General features: G+C 38.8%; 15 protein-coding genes. 8 read left to right on the top strand and 7 right to left on the bottom strand.

Annotated features, from left to right (window positions below; all coding sequences use genetic code 11):
• Positions 1-1,440: a hypothetical protein gene (locus DV63_RS12840; RefSeq protein WP_000751658.1), complete on the bottom strand. Its 1,440-nt coding sequence runs from the start codon at positions 1,438-1,440 to the stop codon at positions 1-3.
• Positions 1,441-1,669: 229 nt separating this feature from the next.
• Positions 1,670-3,037 (bottom strand): chromosomal replication initiator protein DnaA, encoded by a 1,368-nt coding sequence (dnaA, locus tag DV63_RS12835; RefSeq protein WP_000380560.1) that lies wholly within the window; start codon positions 3,035-3,037, stop codon positions 1,670-1,672.
• A 152-nt stretch (positions 3,038-3,189) separates the two neighbouring features.
• Between dnaA and DV63_RS12830 the strand changes: the two genes are divergently transcribed.
• The 5 genes from DV63_RS12830 to aapA3 all read left to right on the top strand — a co-directional run bounded on the left by DV63_RS12830 (position 3,190) and on the right by aapA3 (position 6,702).
• Positions 3,190-3,732, top strand: a complete 543-nt coding sequence (locus tag DV63_RS12830) for a nucleoside phosphorylase-I family protein (protein WP_031202335.1) — start codon at positions 3,190-3,192, stop codon at positions 3,730-3,732.
• 35 nt (positions 3,733-3,767) lie between these two features.
• The gene (locus tag DV63_RS12825) at positions 3,768-4,007 is read left to right on the top strand and encodes a DUF2443 domain-containing protein (protein ID WP_000462049.1); all 240 of its coding nucleotides are present in this window, start codon (positions 3,768-3,770) and stop codon (positions 4,005-4,007) included.
• Positions 4,008-5,801 carry a glutamine--fructose-6-phosphate transaminase (isomerizing) gene (glmS, locus tag DV63_RS12820; protein WP_000334425.1) on the top strand — a complete coding sequence of 598 codons (1,794 nt, stop codon included), beginning with the start codon at positions 4,008-4,010 and terminating at the stop codon, positions 5,799-5,801.
• 23 nt (positions 5,802-5,824) lie between these two features.
• On the top strand, positions 5,825-6,451 hold the full coding sequence (gene thyX, locus DV63_RS12815; protein ID WP_000451946.1) for an FAD-dependent thymidylate synthase: 627 nt from the start codon (positions 5,825-5,827) through the stop codon (positions 6,449-6,451).
• Positions 6,452-6,609: 158 nt separating this feature from the next.
• Positions 6,610-6,702, top strand: a complete 93-nt coding sequence (gene aapA3, locus DV63_RS18755; protein ID WP_001126950.1) for a hypothetical protein — start codon at positions 6,610-6,612, stop codon at positions 6,700-6,702.
• Between the two features lie 233 nt (positions 6,703-6,935).
• On the opposite strand, the gene DV63_RS12810 is transcribed toward aapA3, so the two are convergent.
• The 3 genes from DV63_RS12810 to DV63_RS12800 all read right to left on the bottom strand — a co-directional run bounded on the left by DV63_RS12810 (position 6,936) and on the right by DV63_RS12800 (position 11,385).
• Complete coding sequence (locus tag DV63_RS12810; RefSeq protein WP_000339332.1) at positions 6,936-8,069, bottom strand: restriction endonuclease subunit S; 1,134 nt, start codon at positions 8,067-8,069, stop codon at positions 6,936-6,938.
• Complete coding sequence (locus DV63_RS12805; RefSeq protein WP_000418213.1) at positions 8,057-8,833, bottom strand: hypothetical protein; 777 nt, start codon at positions 8,831-8,833, stop codon at positions 8,057-8,059. Before DV63_RS12805 ends, DV63_RS12810 begins: the two co-directional genes overlap by 13 nt.
• Positions 8,834-8,919: 86 nt before the next feature.
• A complete protein-coding gene (locus DV63_RS12800; RefSeq protein ID WP_000985392.1) occupies positions 8,920-11,385 on the bottom strand; it encodes a type I restriction-modification system subunit M in 2,466 nt (821 codons plus the stop codon).
• A gap of 66 nt (positions 11,386-11,451) precedes the next feature.
• Here DV63_RS12800 and DV63_RS12795 point away from each other — a divergent pair, with 66 nt between their 5' ends.
• Together DV63_RS12795 and DV63_RS12790 are read left to right on the top strand one after the other, a co-directional pair.
• Complete coding sequence (locus DV63_RS12795) at positions 11,452-14,433, top strand: type I restriction endonuclease subunit R (RefSeq protein ID WP_000241124.1); 2,982 nt, start codon at positions 11,452-11,454, stop codon at positions 14,431-14,433.
• A complete protein-coding gene (locus DV63_RS12790) occupies positions 14,433-15,140 on the top strand; it encodes a YgjP family zinc-dependent metalloprotease (protein ID WP_000995222.1) in 708 nt (235 codons plus the stop codon). The genes DV63_RS12795 and DV63_RS12790 overlap by 1 nt, the downstream gene beginning before the upstream one ends.
• Before the next feature lie 89 nt (positions 15,141-15,229).
• Here the strand turns inward: DV63_RS12790 and DV63_RS12785 are convergent, their stop codons facing one another.
• Entirely contained in the window at positions 15,230-17,755 is a 2,526-nt protein-coding gene (locus DV63_RS12785) for a TonB-dependent receptor family protein (protein ID WP_031202332.1), read from the bottom strand.
• A 361-nt stretch (positions 17,756-18,116) separates the two neighbouring features.
• Positions 18,117-19,085, bottom strand: coding sequence for an arginase (rocF, locus tag DV63_RS12780; protein ID WP_000604380.1), 969 nt, complete (start codon positions 19,083-19,085; stop codon positions 18,117-18,119).
• A gap of 204 nt (positions 19,086-19,289) precedes the next feature.
• Here rocF and DV63_RS12775 point away from each other — a divergent pair.
• Positions 19,290-20,103: NAD-binding protein (locus DV63_RS12775; protein WP_020982406.1), on the top strand; the 814-nt coding region annotated here is incomplete at its 3' end.

Below are 20,103 nucleotides of genomic sequence, written 5' to 3'. Positions count from 1 at the left end.
TCAAACTTCGTTGAATAAATAATTCCCCTTTTTGACACAAACAACACGAGAGTTTTCAATACTCAAAGGCGTGCTTTTGGCTCGTGGTTGCTCTTCTATTTCTAAAACCATGCACACCCCTTCTTTAAAGCGCACATGGTTTTTAACCCATTCTTTGTATTCACTGCTTTCTTTGACTATATCGTTTAAGTAATGCCCCTCATACACTTCCACAAATTCCATGAACTTTTCATTCAAATTCAATTCGTTATGCGTTATTTCGCTTTTTCGTGTGGAAGAATAAGCCAATTCGCTGGTTTCATAGAAAGTCGGCTCTGCTTGATCGTCTTGTTTGGGGCGCTCATAAATGGCTTTCACTAATTGCGTGGTGATTTGATACTCACTCTCCCACGCTTGTTTTAAAGGCTCTTCTATGAGGTAGCATTGTCTAATCGTGCCGTCTTTTCGTGCTCTGGCCCTTTTGCATTTTTCTGTAGAGCTTCTGGCTTGAAAAAGGGCGAAATTATTTTTAGCTTCAAAAGTTTGCGGCTCTTCTAAGGGCTCTGTTTTATGAACAGAGATTTTAGTATAGGGGGTAGTGATTTTACCGCTTTTATTTTCAGCGTTGCTGTAATCGCAAGGGGTAATGTCTGTCGCAGTTTGTTTGTCTTCATCAACGCGTTTTAAAATGCTTGGGCGGTAGGCTTGCAAGTTTTCATCGTCATAGACCCACTTCCCGCACGCAAATTCTTTAACATTAGGATCTCTAATGGCTTGTTTTTCCACATTATCTTTATTCTCATTGCTTTCATTGTTTTCACTAATATCAGCGTTAGAGGTGTTGTTAGGGAGCGTTTTTTCGGTGGGTGGCGTTATAAAGAGGTTGTTTTCTTGATCTTCTGAAGAATGCTTTAAAGGGGGTTTAGTGTCGTTTGTTGGCGTTTTAACTTCATTAGTGGGGCTTGTTTTGCTAGGAGTTATTAAAGGCTGTAAAAGGCTGTTTTTAGAGTTTTTAGAGCCTAGTTTGGGCTCTGGGTAAGAAAAGTTTTGAGAAGGTTGTTGCGATGAGCTGGGTTTATTTTGTGGTTTTTGCATGGGCGCGTTTAAAGAAGGCATTTGGTGCGCGTGCATCTCTTTCAATTCTTTTGAAGAAAAAACAATTTGGGTGTTTCTAGGGATAGTAGGGCGGTTAGGGTTTAAGGTTGTTTCTAAAGAAAGTTTTTCATCAAGGGGTTGATAGACGATTGCAGTGGATATGTGAGTGATTGTGAGCGTGAGTTTTTTGTGTGGAGAGATATTATAAACGCCTAAAACTTGTCTTGGTTCTTTAGAATCAAGGACTTTAGCCTTAAAAGTGCCTTTATGTGGCGAAGTTTTGATTTCTTCTAAAAGCTCGATTACAAGGGCTTGAAGAGGGTTAGAGAAAGTCAGAAAGAAAGACAGACAAAGGGTTTTTTTCACGCTTGTTCCTTTTTATTTTGGATTTTTTGGATTATATCTTAAAAAAAGGTTTAGTAAAAGTTATCAATAAGTTATAGATAGGTAACACTTTGATTAATAATGATTAGTAACAGTAGTAGGGGCGTGAATGAATGGAATGGAAAATTAAAAAGCTTTAGAGGCGTGCGTTTTTAGGGGGGTTGTGGGATCTGAAAAAATGTGAATGAAACGCTTTTTGATAAGCCTTTTTTCATTCACTTGAATTGAAAGCGGTTTTTTTGTCGTTCAATTCGGTCAGGCGGTTTTTGATTTCTTCTCTAAGACTTAGGATAAAAGGGCTTTTTTCTTCTTCAAGCATTTTTTTAACGCTAGAATACATTTTAGAAATGCTTGAATGATCCTTTAAATCCAAAAATTGAGCGAGCGAAAGCGTGGGGTTAGGGGTATAAAGCCTGGCGAAATACACGACTAATTTTCTCGCCAAAGCGACATTTTTTTGGCGCGAAGAGACCTTGATTTCACTGGATTTGAGATTTAAGCTTTGCGCGACAGCGAGCAAGATATTTTCCAAGCTTGAGCCTTCAGCATGATCTTTTTGCAAATCTTCTAAAACGGTTTTAGCGAGGTTCAAATCAATGGGAGCGTTCATTAAGTTCGCATTCACGCTGATTTTAATGATCGCGCCTTCCATTTGGCGGATGTTGTCGCTGATGTGTTGGGCGATGTATTCCATCACTTCTTCAGGCAAAGTGATTTTATTGAGTTGGCATTTTTGTTTGACAATGGAAAGTTTGGTTTCTAAATCAGGGGGCATGACTTTAGCGGTTATCCCCCATTCAAAGCGCGATTTTAAGCGATCTTCTAAGCCGGCGATGTTTTTAGGCGATCGGTCTGAAATCAATACGATTTGTTTGCTGTTGGCGTGCAAATCGTTAAAAGTGTGGAAAAATTCTTCTTCTAGCTTGGGTTTTCCTTGCAAAAATTGAGCGTCATCTAACAAGAAAAAGTCGCAATGGCGGTATTTTTTTTTAAAAGAGTCCATGGCTTTGTTGTCTAAATGCTTTAAAAAGTCTGTCAAAAAATCTTCCGAAGTGACTAACACGACTTTTTTACGCTTTTCTAGGGCATGGTTACCGATAGCGTTTAAAATGTGCGTTTTGCCTAACCCTGTGCCGCCATAAAAAAGCACCGGGTTATAAGGGGGGGTATCGCTTTGGGCGACTTTTTTAGCGATTTCATAAACGGTGTTATTGCATGAGCCTACGACAAAATTTTCAAAAGTGTAAGAGTCTTTGACGCTCGTTTTTATGGCTTTGTAATTGATATTAGCTTGGGCGCTAATTTGGATTTTAGGCGCTACTTCAATACGCACATCCACGCTATGGGCTAAATGCATGCCGACTTTATTCTGGCTTAAAATTTTTTTAAGCAACGCACCGTGTTTGGCCGTAATCCAATTGCATAAGAGCATGTTAGGGGCGTAAAAAAAGGCGATATCGCTCTTGCTTGCGTTAGGGTTGTATTTGAGCTGGCTCAAGCAATTTTCATACTCTATGAGACTAACTTCTTGTTTGATTAGCGCCAAGATTTCTTTTTCAATATTGTTGTTGGTATCCATGGCGTTATTATAGCGTGAATAAGTTGTGAATGAAAAAGGAATGACATGTGAATGAAATGTGAATGAAGCCTTAAAATTAAGGTGTTTCTTTTAAGGGTTTGTCTATAATGCTTACTCATAATAATCTAATGAATGCAAAAAAAAGGATTTTCATGCTGCTTTGCGCTGGAAGGAATGAAACTTTAAAAGGAGCGATGCCTATTGGCGTGGGTTTGATAGAGAGTGCGATTAATTTAACGAGAATATGCCTAAAAAACCCTGATACAGAAAGCCTTATTTTTATAGGGAGCACAGGGAGTTATAGCCCAGAAATTAAGCTTTTAAGCGTGTTTGAAAGCGTTTGTGGCTATCAAATTGAAGAGAGTTTTAGCCATTTAAACAGCTACACGCCTTTAGATAATTTCATTCAAATAGAAACCAAAGAGGAAGCTCTTTTTGAAAGGGTGTGCGTCAATAGCAGTAACTACATCCATACCAGCACAATGTTTGCTAAAAAAATGGCTCAAAAGGGCGTTTTATTAGAAAACATGGAGTTTTTTAGTGTTTTAAGCGTGGCTAAAATTTTTTCTTTGAAGGCTAAAGGGATTTTTTGCGTGAGTAACTATGTGGGACTTAACGTGCATAAGGAATTTAAAGAAAACCACGCCAAAGTCAAACAAATTTTAGAAAATGTCATTGATAGTTTAAGACTTTAGCTATCATGGAGCATTTTAAAATTAAAGGCGGTTGGATGTTTGAAAAAATGCGCAAGATTTTAGCGGATATTGAAGACTCGCAAAATGAAATTGAAATGCTTTTAAAATTAGCGAATTTGAGTTTGGGGGATTTTATTGAGATTAAAAGAGGGAGCATGGACATGCCAAAGGGCGTGAATGAAGCGTTTTTTACGCAATTAAGCGAAGAAGTGGAGCGCCTAAAGGAGCTTATTAACGCTTTAAATAAGATCAAAAAAGGGTTATTGGTGTTTTAAATGTGCGGGATTGTAGGTTATATAGGGGATAGCGAGAAAAAATCCGTTCTTTTAGAGGGCTTAAAGGAATTAGAATACAGAGGCTATGACAGCGCGGGTTTAGCTGTATTGAGTGATGGTTGTTTGGAAGTGTTTAAAACTCAAGGGAAATTAGAAAACCTTGCATCAGAGCTTAAAAATAAAGAGTTTTTGGATTTTGGCGTGAGTGTCGCTCACACCAGATGGGCCACGCATGGCAAGCCAAGCAGCGCGAACGCCCACCCGCATTTTACAGAAAATTTAGCCTTAGTGCATAATGGTATCATTGAAAATTACGCGAGCTTGAAAAAAGAGTTAGAAGAAAAAGGGCATGCGTTTTTGAGCCAAACGGACACGGAAGTCATCGCGCATTTATTAGAAGAAACGCTTAAAAGCGAGAGCGATTTGTTGAAAGCTTTTGAAAAAAGCATCAGCCTTTTAAAAGGGAGTTATGCGATTTTAATGCTCCATAAAAGGGCTAAAGAGAGCCTCTTTTACGCTAAATCTTCTTCGCCTTTAGTTGTGGGTAAGGGCAAAGAAGGGGTGTTTTTTGCGTCCAGTTTGAGCGTGTTAGCCCCTAAAGTGGATCAATTTGTCATTTTAGAAGAAAACAGCGTGGGGCAGATTTCTTTAGAAAATTTTAAAGATTTAAACAATATTGAAAACATGAAAGATTACGCTTTTGAGGATAAGGATTATTCTAAAGGGGATTTTAGGAATTATTTAGAAAAAGAGATTTATGAGCAGCATAGCAGTTTGTTAGAGTGTTTAGAGGGGCGCTTGGAAGCCTTGAGTGTGTATTGCGAGATCGATCCTGAGTTTTTGAAAAATGTGAGCGAAATCACGCTGTGTTCTTGCGGGAGCAGTTATCATGCGAGTTTGGCGAGCGTGTATCTGTTTGAAAGATTAGCCAAAATAAGAGCGAGGGCTATTTTAGCGAGCGAATACCGCTACGCCCATTTTAAAAGCAACCCTAACGAGCTTTTTATAGCGATTTCTCAAAGCGGCGAAACCGCTGACACTTTAGAGGCTTTAAAACTAGCCAAAGCCCAAGGGCTAAAAACCATTAGCTTGTGTAACGCTCCCTTTAGCATGATGAGCCGCATCAGCGATCACACGCTTTTGATTAGAGCCGGGGTAGAAAGAAGCGTGGCATCCACTAAGGCGTTTTCTTCGCAAGTGATGCTTTTGTGGCTTTTGAGCGTGTATATAGGCAAACAGCTAGGGACAATCTCTAAAGAAGAAGAAAAGATCCAGGCTAAAAACATGCTCAATAGCGTGAATGCGATGAAAGTAGAGCCTAGATTGCATGAAAAAATCAAGCGCTTATCCAAACGCTACTTGCATGGGCATGGCTTTTTTTATATCGGGCGCGATGTGTTTTACCCTCTCGCTTTAGAAGGAGCGTTGAAACTTAAAGAAATCAGCTACTTGCACGCTGAGGGGTATGCGAGCGCGGAGATGAAGCATGGCCCTATTGCGTTAGTGGATTCCAACCTTTTTACCATTGCTTTATTGTCTAAGCATCTGTTATTTGATAAAACCAAAAGCAATATTGAAGAATTGAGCGCTAGGGATTCTACGATTTGCGTGTTAAGCTCTGAAATTTTAGAGATCGCTGATGATTTTATCCAATTAGAAGAGAGCGAAAGCTACATGGAAGAATTTTTCCGCATGAATTTAGCGGTGCAGCTTTTAGCCTTAGAAATCGCTATGCGTTTAAACCATGATGTGGATCACCCAAGAAACTTAGCCAAAAGCGTTACCGTGGAATAAAAAGCGATATTAGGAGTAAGATAATGGAAGTGATTTGTAAGCATTACACCCCTTTAGACATTGCAAGCCAAGCGATCCGCACTTGCTGGCAGAGCTTTGAATACAGCGATGGCGGAGGCTGTAAAGATAAGGAGCTCATCCACAGGGTGGGGAATATTTTTAGGCATTCTTCCACTTTAGAGCATCTTTATTACAATTTTGAAATCAAGGGTTTGAGCAGGGGAGCGCTGCAAGAATTGAGCCGGCATAGAATAGCGAGCTTGAGCGTGAAATCAAGCCGTTACACTTTAAGGGAATTGAAAGAAGTGGAGAGCTTTTTACCCCTTAATGAAACGAATTTAGCGAGAGCCAAAGAGTTTTTAGTGTTTGTGGATAATGAAAAAGTGAATGCAATGAGTGTTTTAGCTTTGGAAAATCTCAGGGTTTTATTGAGCGAGCATAACATTAAAAACGATTTAGCCAAATACGCCATGCCGGAAAGCTATAAAACGCATTTAGCGTATAGCATTAACGCTAGGAGCTTGCAAAATTTATTGACTTTAAGGAGCAGTAATAAAGCCTTAAAAGAAATGCAAGATTTAGCCAAAGCCTTATTTGACGCTTTACCTGGCGAGCATCAATATTTGTTTGAAGATTGCTTGAAGCACTAGAATTAAAAAATACCGCTTTAATAACGCTCATTTTTTAATGTTTTAAAAACGCCTTGTTTTTGTGTTTGATGAGATGGTGTTTTAAGGGGTTTTGTTGTAGGATTTTACCACGCCCCATAGTTGCGATATGGGGCAAACTACCTTGTAAGGAGCATGTTATGCCTAAGACACATAACAAACGCTCTTGGAAAACATTATACTTTGAGTTTGCTTTTTTGGGGCTTAAAGTGATCGTTTCTGTGAAACGCTGATTTTTCTAAGAGCGTTCCCTTAAGCTCTTAAACTTAGGGGTTTCCTTATAAGCGGGTTTGTCCTTGAGTTTTGGGGCGTTGGTCATTTTGGTATAAAACTTATTTTTTTAAAACCCCCTAACCCCCTAAGACCGCCTTAAGAAATTATCGCTTGATTAAGATCAAGCTCTTTTATTATTTGATTGTAAAAAATGCTAAAAAGCATTTTTTAGGTTTTATTTTTGTTACAAAACTTATTTTTTTAAAACCCTGATTTTAGCGCTCATTAAATCGTGGTTTAAAGCTTTTTTGATGTTTTCAAATTGGCGTTTTTTGTTTTTAAGGCTAGCAATCTCCTTATCCAAAGTGCTTAAAATGTCAGCGATAGCGCTCTGTTCGTTTAGAGGGGGTAGGGGGATTTCAAAATCTTTTAAAGTTTGCTTAGTAATTGTTTTAATAATGCTTCCATCTGCTTTTCTTTTTTCTTCTTCAAATTTCGTAAAAAGACTTAAAACAAAAAAATATTTATTTACATCATTAAGCGTATTGTTATCAAAAATTAAAATTGTTCTATCGCAATAACAATCATATTGTGTTAAAGCAACTCTACCGATTGTCCCTTGTAGGGTAATAATCACGCTATTTTTTGGAACAAAAACGCTCATGGGTTGTGCAATTTTGCTGATTTTTTGTTTGGTTCTTTGGGTAAGCTTAAAATTTTCACCCACATCATAAACTTGCACAAATGGCATACCATTATCACTATACCATTGTGGATTGCCATAAGGTTGCGGAAAAGAACCTCGCCTATATTTATAAGTCCCAAGCCTTACTCGTTGCCAGGCTTGATTGAAGCCTTTCAAGCGTTTTCTTTGGCTCAATAGTTCAAAGCTTAAAGCTTTTTTAACGCTCTCTTTTTTAAGAATGAGAGAATCTAAAGCATGGAGATAATTATCCAAAGCGCTTAAAATGTTAGCGATAGCGATTTGTTCGTTTAGAGGGGGTAGGGGGATTTCAATGTTTGAAATTGTCATTTTAGTTAAACTAGGAACACCGGTCGCTTCGTTATAGTTTGACCATTTTATGATAGAAAAAGCATAAAATATAAATTTTGGAATGGATTTTTTAAATGAATAGCTATAAAATAGTGTATCTACTACCCAAAATTTACCATTTAGATAAATAGGCTTATCAATAGTCCCTTTTCTTCCTATGCAAACACTTTCGCCATTATGAAGGAAATTATTAATTGATAGCATATAGCCACCGCTTCCATAAACAGGAATATTTCCTAATTTAAAATTTTTGTAATCTCTACCATGCTTTAATGTTAATATATCCCCAAGCCTTACTCTTTGCCAATTTAAGGGCGTTATTAATGCGTCCATGAACTCTCCTGAATGGTCTTAAAAAAGATAGCGCGCTCTAATTTTAAGGTGTTATCAAAAGCGTTTTTAGGGTTAAAATCCAGCCTTAATAGCAAGATTTCAATGTTTTTAACTAGCGAACTTGTTTTGATTTTAGAAGGGTTGTTGTGGAATAAGTCATTCCTAGCTTTTCGTATCAAGCTGAAAGCCTTTAAAAAATGCTCCCAAGTGCCATAGGCTGGTAAAACATGATCGTTATATGTTTTGTAATCTGCAAATAAGGGTTTAAAATCGCTCCAATACATTTTGATAATGGTTTTTAAAGTGTTAAGAGTGGATAAATTTAAGATTTGAAAGCCATTGTATCCTTCTAAACTTTCTAAATGGTGGGTTTTTTTTAAGTGTTCAATCTCATGGCTGAGCTTTTTGGATAAAAACCAATCGTCAATATCCTTGCTGCTGTGTTTTTGAGCCAAAATAACCGCCATTTTAGAACGCAAAGCCGTTTCAAAAAAATGTATCCATAAAAAAAGCATGTGGTGCGTTTTAGTCCGTTTGTTGTAAAAATGCATTAAAAAATCAAAAAGGTTATTGATTTCATTTTCTTTATTGGGGTATTTTTGCAACATAATACCTAACTCCTTACTGGCGCCTATGAGATAGTCATAGTGTAACACGCTGATAGATTTTTTTAATTGATCTAAACCCTTATTTTTGAAAGCAAGGGGGTTTTTTAGGGCTAGATGCTTTAAAATACGATTAAAAATTTCATTTTCAAGTTCCATTAAATTTCCTGTGCTATAATCGCTTTCAGTTTGGAGGTCTCATAGCGAGGATACGCTAGTCAAAAGGCACTCCAAACTTTTTAATATCAAACTACAACCCCCAAATCTTTCAAATGCTCTAAAACCTTTGATTCGCTCTCTTTGACTTCTTTATCTAATTCTAACAAGCTGTTAGAGTAGTTTGAAACGATTTCATCAAGGGCGCTGCTAAAAGCGTTGATGCGTTTAAAAATTTTGTTTTCTAGGGCGTTTTTCAAGCTCTTAAGCCATTTGTCTTTGATGATGAGATCCTTAATTTCATTTAATTTTAAGTTTTTATATTGGTGGAACGCTTTTAATTCCAGCTCCTCATGGGCTTTATTTTTCATTTTTAGCGCCTTATTTTTAGCTTCTAGCAATTCTAAAGCGGTTTTTAGGATTTTCTTATCTTCTGAATCGGTGGCGTTTTTTAGCTCTTTTTTCAAAGCGCTTTCATTGATTTTCAATTCATAAAAAAGCCCTTCTTCGTTAGAATGCTCTTCTATAAATTCTTCAAAATCAGCCTCTTTTTCATTAAGGGCGTTTTCTAATTCTTCTAATTCTTTTGCTTCTTGTTCAAAAAAGCGTTGTTTGATTAAATGTTTAGGGATTAGATCGCTTTTATAGTAGGTTTTTTGAATGACAAAATCCGGCTCCTCTAAATAATTGGCTTTTTTGTTTTTGTCTTTTAGGGGGTTTAATTTCCTTAATTCTTTAGCGCTCAAAAAACCATTGAATGAAAGAAGGAACCAATCGTCTTGTAAAACTTCATTGTAGTAATCTTTAAAGAGCTGATACACGCCGTATTTGTCTAAAATTTCACCCTTTTCAAATTCTTTTAAAACCTTTGAGCAAACGCTCTCTATGAGGGTTTTTGGGTTAAAACCTGGCTCTAAATGATCAAAAGTTTCCAATAGTTCCAAGCGCTCAAAAGCGTTTAAAACAGAAGCGTGGAAGGTTTGGAATTCTTGGCTTTGGGTGATTAGATCTTTAATGTTTTGGCATTCTGTTTTTAAAGCGTAATAACCCTCTTTATCGCTCTTTTTAAAAAGCGTGTTTTTTAGCTCTTTAAACACTCTAAAATAAGGGTCGTAGATTTCAATTTCGTTTTGGGGCAAATAGCTCGCCTTGTGGCTGTTGATTAAAGCGAACAAGTCTTTTTCTGATTCTTGTTTGGCGGTAATGTAGCGTGCGATATTCAAGTTATAGTCATTAGCGCTAATTTCTTCTAGGCTTACCATTTTGGAATAATAAGGGATTTCTTTTAAAGCGTTAAAAGTGTCTATCATTTTTTGGACATCTTGCTCTCTCAAGCGGTTTTTATTGCCGTCTTTTTTAAAATCCTTGCTCGCATCTATCAAAAAAACGCCCTTTCTGGCGTGTGCGTTTTCTTTGTCTAAAACAATCACGCATGCAGGAATGGAAGTGCCGTAAAAAAGATTAGGGGCTAGGCCTATCACGCTTTTAATATAGCCTTTTGTTAAAAGATTTTTCCTGATTGCGCCCTCAGCATTCCCCCTAAACAGCACCCCATGAGGTAAAATCACTGCCCCTTTGCCTGTGTCTTTTAAGGATTTGATGATGTGGAGCAAAAAAGCAAAATCGCCATTTTTTTCAGGGGGCGTGCCGTCTTCAAAACGATTGAAGTTATCGTTGATGACTTGCTTGCTTTTATAGTCTATGCTTAGCCCGTCAGTCCAGTTTTTCAAGCTAAAGGGAGGGTTAGCCACGACATAATCAAAGGTTTTTAGCATGCCATTTTCAGTAGTAAAAAGGGGGTTAGAAAGGGTGCTAGAACCCCCTTTAGCAATATCAGCAGTAGTGCTATTGTGTAAGATCATATTCATTTTACAAAGGGCTGTGGTGGAAATGTCTTTTTCTTGACCATAAATAGTTAAACCTTTTTCACCGGCCAAACTAGAAGCTTTTAATAATAACGAACCGCTCCCGCAAGTGGGATCATAGATGCTTTTATCCTGTCTGGTGTTTTCATCAATGCCAAGCAAAAGGGACAATAAAAGCGAAACTTCGCTAGGGGTGTAAAACTGCCCTTTGGATTTACCGGATTCGCTGGCAAAATGGCGCATTAAATATTCGTAAGCGTCGCCCAATAAATCATCGTCTAAAGCCCCATGCGCGCCTAAACTCAAATCAGCAAAGATTTTAACCAGATTAGAAAGGGTGTCTATCATCGCTTTACCCTCTCCAAGCTTGGTGTTATCGTTAAAATCCACGCTGTCAATCACGCCTTCTAATTGGTTTTTCTTTGCGATCTCGGCGATGATTTTATTGAGTTTGTCGCCTATTTCTTTATCGCCCTCTAAAGCGAGAATGTCTTCATAAAAGCACCCTTGCGGCACTTCTATGGCGCTCTCAATATGGTTTTTAGCATCGTTTCTGGCTTTATCGCTGATGTATTTTAAAAAAAGCAGGTTCAAAACATAGTTTTTATACTCGCTCGCATCCATTCCGCCCCTTAAACTATCCGCTCCAGCCCATAAAGAGCTATACAATTCGCTTTTTTTGATCGCCATTTTAACCGCCCTATTTTGTTTTTAGGATTATAATATAAAGCGGTGAAAAGCGTTCTTAAGGGGTTTATGGTGAAAACGGAAAAAGAAGTTCAAAAACAAGTCATAGAAACTTTTAAAACCATGGGCTATGCGTATTTAGGGGATTTAACAAAGAGCGATAGTGAAAACATTAATAAAGAAAGCTTGAAGGCATGGCTAATTAAAAATCAAAAAATTGAGCCTGAAAGGTGGCCTAAAATTGAGCAGAAAATCCATAACGCTTTAAAAAACGATTTATACGAAGCGAATCAAACATTTTACGAGCTTTTGATTTATGGCGTGGGAACTAAAATAAGCCAGAATGAAAACACTCAAACGACTTGGCTCATTGATTGGAAAGATGTTTCTAAAAATGAATTTAGCGTGGCTGAAGAAGTGAGCGTTAAAGGGGCAAACACGAAACGGCCAGACATGGTGCTTTATGTTAATGGGATTGCTTTAGGGGTGTTGGAATTAAAAAAATCCAGCGTGAGCGTAGAAAGCGGTATTAGGCAAAATTTAGACAACCAAAAGAAAGAATTTATTAGAGATTTTTTTAAAACGATCCAATTGGTTATGGCGGGCAATGAAAGTCAAGGGTTAAGATATGGCGTCATAGAAACTAAAGAAAAACACTACCTTTCTTGGAAAGAAGAGGGCGTTTTAAAAAATTTGTTTGAGACGATTGAATGCTTTTTAAAAAAAGAAAGGTTTTTAGAATTTATCCATGATTTTTTGATTTTTGATAAGGGGCAAAAGAAATGCGCCAGGTTCCATCAGTATTTTGCAATTAAAAAAACGCAAGAATTTATCACCAAAAGAAAAGAAGGGGGGATTATCTGGCACACGCAAGGCAGCGGTAAGAGCCTTACTATGGTGTGGCTCACTAAATGGCTAAGAAGGAATAGAAAACAAGCGAGGATTTTAATCGTTACAGACCGGAGGGAATTGGACGCTCAAATTCAAGGCGTGTTTGAAGGAATAGGCGAGGCTATTTATCGCGCAGACAGCAAGAAGGATTTGTTGGGCGCGCTGTTTGAAAATAAGCAATTTTTGGTTGGAGCGCTTGTCCATAAATTTGATGACAATGACTTAGAAGACTTAAAAAAGCAACCTGTTTTAAAAGAATGGATTGTTTTAGTGGATGAATGCCACAGAACCCACAGCGGTAAATTGCACAACGCCATGAAAAGCCTGCTCCCTAATGCGATTTTTATAGCCTTTAGTGGCACGCCTTTGTTGAAACAAGATAAAAAGACAAGCCAGGAAGTGTTTGGGAATTATATCCATTGCTATAAATTCAATGAAGCCGTTAGCGATAAAGTGGTGTTGGATTTGAATTATGAAGCCAGGAGCGTGGAACAATATGTCAGTAACCCTGAAAAGCTGGACGAATATTTTGAATTAAAAACCCAAAACTTGAATGATGCGGCTAAAACGGAGCTTAAAAAGAAATGGGTTAATTTGCAAAAAGTTTTTTCCACTAAAGACAGATTGGAACATATTGCGCAAGATATTGTGTTGGATATGGCAAAACTCCCAAGATTAAAGAATGGAAAAGGGAATGCCATGCTGGTGGCTGGAAGCGTGTATAACGCATGCCGGTATTTTGAACTCTTTTTAGAAACGGAATTAAAGGATAAGGTGGCTGTGATCACAAGCTATGAACCCAATATCGCTGATCTGAAAGATTGCGGGAGCGATGAGAGCGAAGAGAGTTATAAATACCGCGCTTATTGCAAAATGCTGCAAAACTTTTTCAATGAAAAAGATGAGAAAAAAGCCCTCAATAAAATTAAAGAGTTTGAAGAAGAAGTGAAAAAGCGTTTTATTAATGAGCCTGCTAGAATGAAGCTGTTGATCGTGGTGGATAAGCTATTGACCGGTTTTGATGCGTCAAGCCTCACTTATTTATATATTGATCAGAAAATGCAAGATCACAAGCTTTTTCAAGCGGTGTGCAGGGTGAATAGATTAGATAGCGAAGATAAGGATTTTGGCTGCATCATAGACTATAGCGACTTGTTTGACAGCTTGCAAGAAGCGCACAGCGATTACACTAATAAAGCGTTTGAAAACTATGAAAGAGAAGACATTCAAGGGCTCATCTCTGACAAAGCCCAAAAGATTAAGAAAAAATTAGAAGAGGCTAGAGGGCAATTAGGATCGCTTTGTGAAAGCGTGAAAGAGCCAAAAGATGAAAGGGATTATACCGCTTATTTTTGCGGGAGCGATTTGGAAAAAAACGCTCAAAAAAGGCGGTTATTTTATCAGCTTGTGGGCGCGTTTTTAAGAATGTTTGTGGAATTGAATAACTTAGAAAAGCCCGTTTATTCTAAAGAAGAAATGCACAAAATCAAACAAGAAGCGGAATTTTATAGGCATTTACAAAAGATGATTGGCTTAAGCAGTGGGGATAGCGTGGATTTAAAAAGCTATAGCGAAGACATGCGCAGGATCTTAGACGCTTACATTAAAGTCACGGACAGCAAGACGCTCATTAAAATAGAAGATCAAGGGCTGTGCGAAGTTTTAGCCCAAATGGATATTAATGATTTTAATAAGGAGCTGTCTCAAGCGTTTAAAAATGAAAGCTCTATGGCAGAATGCATCGCTAACAACACTAGAAAACGCATTATAGAAAAAGAAGCGAGCGATCCTAAGTATTACGAAAAATTATCTTCGCTTTTAAACGATTTGATCAACCAGTTTAGGGAAAAGAAATTAACTTATTTAGAATACTTGCAACAAATCCAGAATTTAGCCAAACAAGTTATCCATAAAGAAAATAAAAATTACCCTAGAAAGATCAACACCAACGCTTTAAAAACCCTCTATGATAATTTAGATGAAAATGAAGCCTTAGCCCTAGAAATAGACGCATGCATAAGGGGTAATAAAAGAGATGGTTGGGTGGGGCACCATCAAAAAGAAAAAAACCTTAAAATCGCTTTAAGTAAAATCATAAACGATGAGGTTTTGTTAGAAAATATTTTTAATTTAGCCAAACACATAAAGGAGTATCACTAATGAACGCTTATTGTTTGACTTTAAATAATACCAACATCGCCATAGAAAAAAAGGATATTAAGCATTTACACATTAGCGTTTGCCCGCCTGATGGCTCTGTGCATGTGTCTTGCCCCCTAGCTCTAAACGATGAGAGCCTTAGGCTTTCTTTGATTAAAAGACTCCCTTGGATAAAAGAACAGCAACAAAATTTTTTAAACCAAAACAGACAGGGCCAAAGAGGAATGCTAGAAAGAGAAAGCCATTATCTTTTTGGGAAACGCTATTTGTTAAAGATTGAATACACTATAAAAAAACACTTCGTCCTCCAAAGCCCTAAATATTTAATCTTGCATGTCCATCAAAGAACAAGCTTAAAAAACCGCTTAAAAGTGTTGGAAAACTATTACAGGCAAGTCTTAAGAGAAAAAATACAAACCTACATCAACCAGTATGAAAAGATTTTAAACGAAAGCATACAAAGCTTTAAAATCCAAAAAATGAAACGGATATGGGGGAGTTGCAACATCGCTAAACGCGCCTTGCTTTTTAATTTGGAATTGGTTAAAGCGCCTAGCGAGGGCATTGAATATGTGGTCGTGCATGAATTATTGCATTTAAAAGTGCACCACCATAACGAATATTTTAGGGATTTGCTGAGTTTGTATTTGCCTAATTGGCAAAGGGCTAAGGCCAGCCTCAAAGAGACTTATTTGGAATATTCTTAAATGAATGTTTCATTATCTCAATAAAATCGCTAAGCGACTCATTTGAGTGGCTCATCACAACGCAACAATCCCCCTCCTTTTTAAAGCCTTTAGAAAGTGTAGTTCAAATACGCTGTAACTGACCTTCCAGGTCCAGGTTGCAAGCCTGCAGGGCTAGAGCCAATCCCTGTAAAATAATACTTCATGTTGAAGATGTTATTGATTTGCAAACTCCCTGTAACTCTGTGTCTCCCGTTTTCCCAGAAAATTTGGCTCACTTGGATATTCCACACCCAATACCAAGGCAAGAGCCCTTCATGTTGGGTCATACACCAAGCCTCGCATTGATAACCGCTATTGAGAACGCTTTCGTAGTTGTTCCCCCCACTATAATATTGCATCCCATAATAGCCTCCTGCTGTGCTGTTGCTGATCCCGCTATAAGCACGGCTATAAAAATAGCTAGAAATACCAATGGTGGTTTTGTGCCAATTGTAACGAGCGTCAAAAATGAACTGGAAAGGGCTTACAAAAGGGAAATGCTTGTTATAGCTAGTCCCTTTTAGCACATCCCCGTTCAAGTCTGTTAAAGGGCCATGGCTGGTTACACGAGTGTCAATGTAGTTGAAAGCGGCATGGAATTGCAACCCTCTAATAGGCCTGTAATACAATTCCAGCTCCACGCCTTGAGAATAGCCATTAATGGGGCGCACATTACCTTTCATAGGGCCGCTTGTATAGACTGAATACTGCCCGGTGGCAAAATCGCGCGCCCAAATCCTGAAGTAGTCCGCATTAAAGCTAAACTTATCCTTATAGGTGTAGCGTGCTCCTGCTTCCACCGTGTCAAAGTGTTGGGTAAAATACTCCGCTCCTCCATAGCTCAAAACGTCTAATTGAGGCGGGACAAAAGAGCGTTGGTAGTTGAAGTAGGTAAGCACATTGTGATCGCCTTGCACAGGGATAAAGCCAATGTTGGTTGAGGGCATCCAATTGTTCATGTGCTTGATTTTTCTTAAATCCTTCTCAGGGATTTGCGCCCAATTAGCCGCATTTTCGTTGTTGTATTGCACAAAAGCGTAGCGCAAACCAGGCACGATGAAAAAGCGCCCGTCCCAAGCTTCAATGCGATCGCTCAAATAAACCGCTGTGTAATTGTTATGCCAGTTATTCCAGTTTCTATAAACGCCATGCTTGATGTGGGGTTTCCAACCGCTCATCACATTAGCGCCCTCACACAAGAATCCTGCCCCCTCACCGCTCGTTTTGGTGGCGCATTCATTGGTGTTTAAGTATTGGCGTTGTAAAAAGGTGGTGGTCATGAAACGCAAGCCCATGATAAAGGTTTGCTTGACTTTCCCGGTATTGACGATCAAATTCACTTTAGGCTCAAAAGCGTTGTTAATGGAGCGCACAGGGTTTTCTACTTCTGCCCAACCATTGTAGTTGGTGGCATAATAAGGCACAGCCAAGTTATACCCTGCCGGAAGTCCCGCCGCCCTGCATGCCGCTTCGCTAAAACAAGTAACCATGTTAGCGCTATTGTAGCTAGAGCTCACTTGAAAGTCCCTAGTCATCAACTGCCCGTAGTAAGTGAAGCTGAAAGTCCCGCCCACTTTGTCTAAATCCCCGAAGCGGTTTTCATACACGGCCCCAAAGCGTTGTGAGCGTCCGCCTTTTTGGTTTAAGGGGCGCAAATTAGCGAAGCGGTTTATTTTGTAATCTTGCTCGCTGAGCGATCCCGGTTGAGCGATAGCAAAATCGTAGTATTGGTAATAGGCTTTAATCCCGTTGTTCTCGTTGATGTCATAGATCCCATCCAGCCAATAGTTTGAAATATTAGAGGGGCTGTTGTCCCTAAAGCCTTGTCCTCTAACCCAGTTAGCTTGCGCTTGGATACCCACATGCTTATTGATCATCCCTCCACTCCTCACATAAGTGTTATAGAGGAGGTTATTGCCTAAAGACTTTATAAAGGAAGGATCACCGGTTTTATCAGGGGGAGCGGCAAACCCGGCGTTTCTAGCCTTAGCCCAATAAGTGATCCTTTCAGCCGCTTGGTTTTCCCATTGGTTAGGGATAGGTTTAGTGATGATATTGACAATACCCCCATAAGTGTTAGGTCCGTATTGCACGCTGCCCCCACCTTTAATCACATCAATGCGATCAATGGCTTGAAAGGTAACGGGGAAAATGTCTAGCTCAATGTGAGCGTAGGGAGCCATATAAACAGGAATACCATTAACCAACATAAGCGTCGCATCGCTATGCCCTGAACCCCCAGCTCCAAAGCCACGGATTTGGATAGTAGGCATAGCCCCTACGCCTGTCGCATTCCTAATTTGCAGACCGGGGACATTCTGTAAAGCTTCTTCAATGCTTTGGTTAGCTTGTTGGGTGAGCGCTTTATTAGAGATCACCGTGCGGCTTCCTGTGTATTTTTTCACTTCTTCATCTTGCCAACTCTTAGGTGCGGTAATCCCGCTATAACCCAAATTGACCTGCCCAGAATAATCAGATCTATCCTTTTTGCCGGCAGTAGAAACCTTGCCCAAAGTGTAGTCTTTTTCCTTAGCGAACAAAGATTCTTGACAAATCAAGCTAGCGGTTAAAGCCAACAGAACTTTTTTATGCAACGCAAACTCCTTGATGTTTTGAGAGATTAAAAAATGGTTTAAATTTTTCAAGTAAAATCGCACCAACAACAAACGCCTATTAAGTAATAAAAACAAAAAAAACTTAATAATGCGCGGAATTTTATCATAAAATTCTTAAAATTTTATTAATCCCATGAAAATCTTTTTTTTTTTTTTTTTGATTTTGCTGATTTTGCTCAATCTCTAGTAAAAATCCCCATTTTTGACACGCAACGAGCCTACATGCGTTCTCAAAACACACAAGACATTTTGACGCTAAAAGCGGGTTAATTTTTCATCTAAACACTGCCCCATTGTTGGTTTCATTTTCCAACTTTTTATCGTTTTGTTTAAAAAGCGATCAGTGACTCCTTGCAAAAGATGGCTTCTTATCTTTGATTTTACAGCTATTGATGATGAGATCTAAGATCTCTAAAACCTGCTTTTCTTCTTCGTTGGTGTGTTTGGCGCTCACCGTGGGGTTGTATTCGGTTACTTCAAGTGCTCCTAATCGGTCCTTAAAACTTTCTAAAAGCAAGCCTAATAATTGCTTTAATTCATCAAAACTCAGCCCGTTATTTTCACGCACGCCGGTAGAAGTGAAAAGCTTGCCATCCATAATGTCTAAATCCAAACTGAGATAAATAATATCCACCGCTTTTAATGATTCTTTGGTTTTTTGAACCACTTCTTGCATGCTTTCTCTTATCGCATCCACGCTAAATAAAGGGATTTGTAATTCCTTAATCACATCTCTTTCGCTCTGTTCGGTGCTTCTTACCCCAAAATACACCAAACATTTAGGATCCATTTCTAACCCTCCCTTTTCTAACCCCAACGAACAAAGCTTTTGCCATGCCTTTTCTTCGCTCTCGCTCATGCGGTTAAACCCGCTACGGACACGATTTAAAACCATGCCTAAAGGCATGCCGTGGATATGCTTTGAATCGCTGTCATAAGCCGTGTGAATATCCGCATGCGCGTCTAAATACAAAATCCCTATTTTTTTGTCCTTATGAACGCTCCTAAAGGCTTGGAAAATCCCAAACATGTTCGCATGCTCTGAGCTTAAAATCAAAGGAAATTCTTTTTTCTCAAACACTTCTTTCATGCAAGGGATCAAATTTTCCTTACAAAAAAGGTAGTAATCTTCAAAATTCTTAGCGTATCTGAACTCTTTATAAAGCACGCACCGCTCTTGAGTGATCGTTTGCATGCCTTTAATCAAGTCGCCATGCGTGGCGCTCAAAGCTTCTCTCAAACGCCTAACCCCTTTATCGGTGCCTCTTTTTGACGCTCCTAATTCCGCTTCCAATCCTACTAAAATCATTTTATAACTCCTTTAAATCCCCTCTAATGATCTCTATTCTAAACCAAAATTAACAACCAATTATTAATAAGCAAATGGATAATAAATATAACAATTTCATTGTGTAAAAGAGTAAAACCATTCAAGTTTTTGATTAGGAAAACACTCAAATCGTCTTATTGAGCGAATATAATCATAACTGACACTACTATTTAAAGGATTAACATGACTATTGGGCTAGTCAAAGAAAGCATGGATTTGGAATCACGAGTGGCTTTGGTGCCTGATGATGTGGCGCTAATCATTCAAAAGGGCGTGGGGGTTTTGGTGGAAAATAGTGCCGGCGCTAATAGCGGTTATAGTAACGAAGCGTATGAGAGCGTGGGGGCTAAAATCGTGGATTCTCAAACAGCGTGGGGGCAGGATTTGGTGGTCAAATGCAAAGAGCCTTTAGAGCATGAATACCCTTTGTTAAAAGAAAAAGCCACGCTGTTTAGTTATTTGGATTTAGCGTATCAAAAAAGCTTGTGTGAAATGTTTATAGATAAAAAAATCACTTCCATTTGCACTGAAATCATTGCCGGGCCTAAAAACGATTACCCCATTTTAGCGCCTATGAGCGTGGTGGCTGGGAGGTTGGCCGCACATTTAATCCAGCATTATTTACTGGCTTTAGAGCATGTTAAGGGGTTTATGGGTAAGGGGGTCATGCTAGGGGGTTTATCCGGTGCGCAAAGGGCTAAAATTGTCGTAGTTGGGGGCGGTGTGGTTGGCATGGAGAGCGCGAAAGTCTTAAGCCAAATGGGGGCTAAAGTAACGATTTTAGAATTAGACTACGCTAAATTACAAAACCACCCCTATTACCATTTGTATGATTTAGAAGTTTTAAGCGTGAATGAAGCCAATATCATTCAAGCTTTAAATGGGGCGGTGGGGCTAGTGGGAGCGGTGCTAGTTACAGCGAGCCAAACCCCTAAAGTGATCTTAAGAAGGCATTTAAAACGCATGCAAAAACAAGGGGTAGTGATAGATGTGGCTT

The sequence above is a fragment of the Helicobacter pylori FD535 genome (genome assembly GCF_000296015.2).
Taxonomy (GTDB): Bacteria; Campylobacterota; Campylobacteria; order Campylobacterales; family Helicobacteraceae; genus Helicobacter; species Helicobacter pylori_CT.
This window is presented reverse-complemented; position numbering and strand designations above follow the sequence as displayed.

Bases quoted from the DNA above. Each gene is read 5' to 3' on its own strand.
- dnaA (WP_000380560.1), bottom strand. From the start codon at position 3,037: ATGGATACCAACAACAATATTGAAAAAGAAATCTTGGCGCTAATCAAA.
- DV63_RS12830 (WP_031202335.1), top strand. From the start codon at position 3,190: ATGCTGCTTTGCGCTGGAAGGAATGAAACTTTAAAAGGAGCGATGCCT.
- DV63_RS12825 (WP_000462049.1), top strand. From the start codon at position 3,768: ATGTTTGAAAAAATGCGCAAGATTTTAGCGGATATTGAAGACTCGCAA.
- glmS (WP_000334425.1), top strand. From the start codon at position 4,008: ATGTGCGGGATTGTAGGTTATATAGGGGATAGCGAGAAAAAATCCGTT.
- thyX (WP_000451946.1), top strand. From the start codon at position 5,825: ATGGAAGTGATTTGTAAGCATTACACCCCTTTAGACATTGCAAGCCAA.
- aapA3 (WP_001126950.1), top strand. From the start codon at position 6,610: ATGCCTAAGACACATAACAAACGCTCTTGGAAAACATTATACTTTGAG.
- DV63_RS12810 (WP_000339332.1), bottom strand. From the start codon at position 8,069: ATGGACGCATTAATAACGCCCTTAAATTGGCAAAGAGTAAGGCTTGGG.
- DV63_RS12805 (WP_000418213.1), bottom strand. From the start codon at position 8,833: ATGGAACTTGAAAATGAAATTTTTAATCGTATTTTAAAGCATCTAGCC.
- DV63_RS12800 (WP_000985392.1), bottom strand. From the start codon at position 11,385: ATGGCGATCAAAAAAAGCGAATTGTATAGCTCTTTATGGGCTGGAGCG.
- DV63_RS12795 (WP_000241124.1), top strand. From the start codon at position 11,452: ATGGTGAAAACGGAAAAAGAAGTTCAAAAACAAGTCATAGAAACTTTT.
- DV63_RS12790 (WP_000995222.1), top strand. From the start codon at position 14,433: ATGAACGCTTATTGTTTGACTTTAAATAATACCAACATCGCCATAGAA.
- rocF (WP_000604380.1), bottom strand. From the start codon at position 19,085: ATGATTTTAGTAGGATTGGAAGCGGAATTAGGAGCGTCAAAAAGAGGC.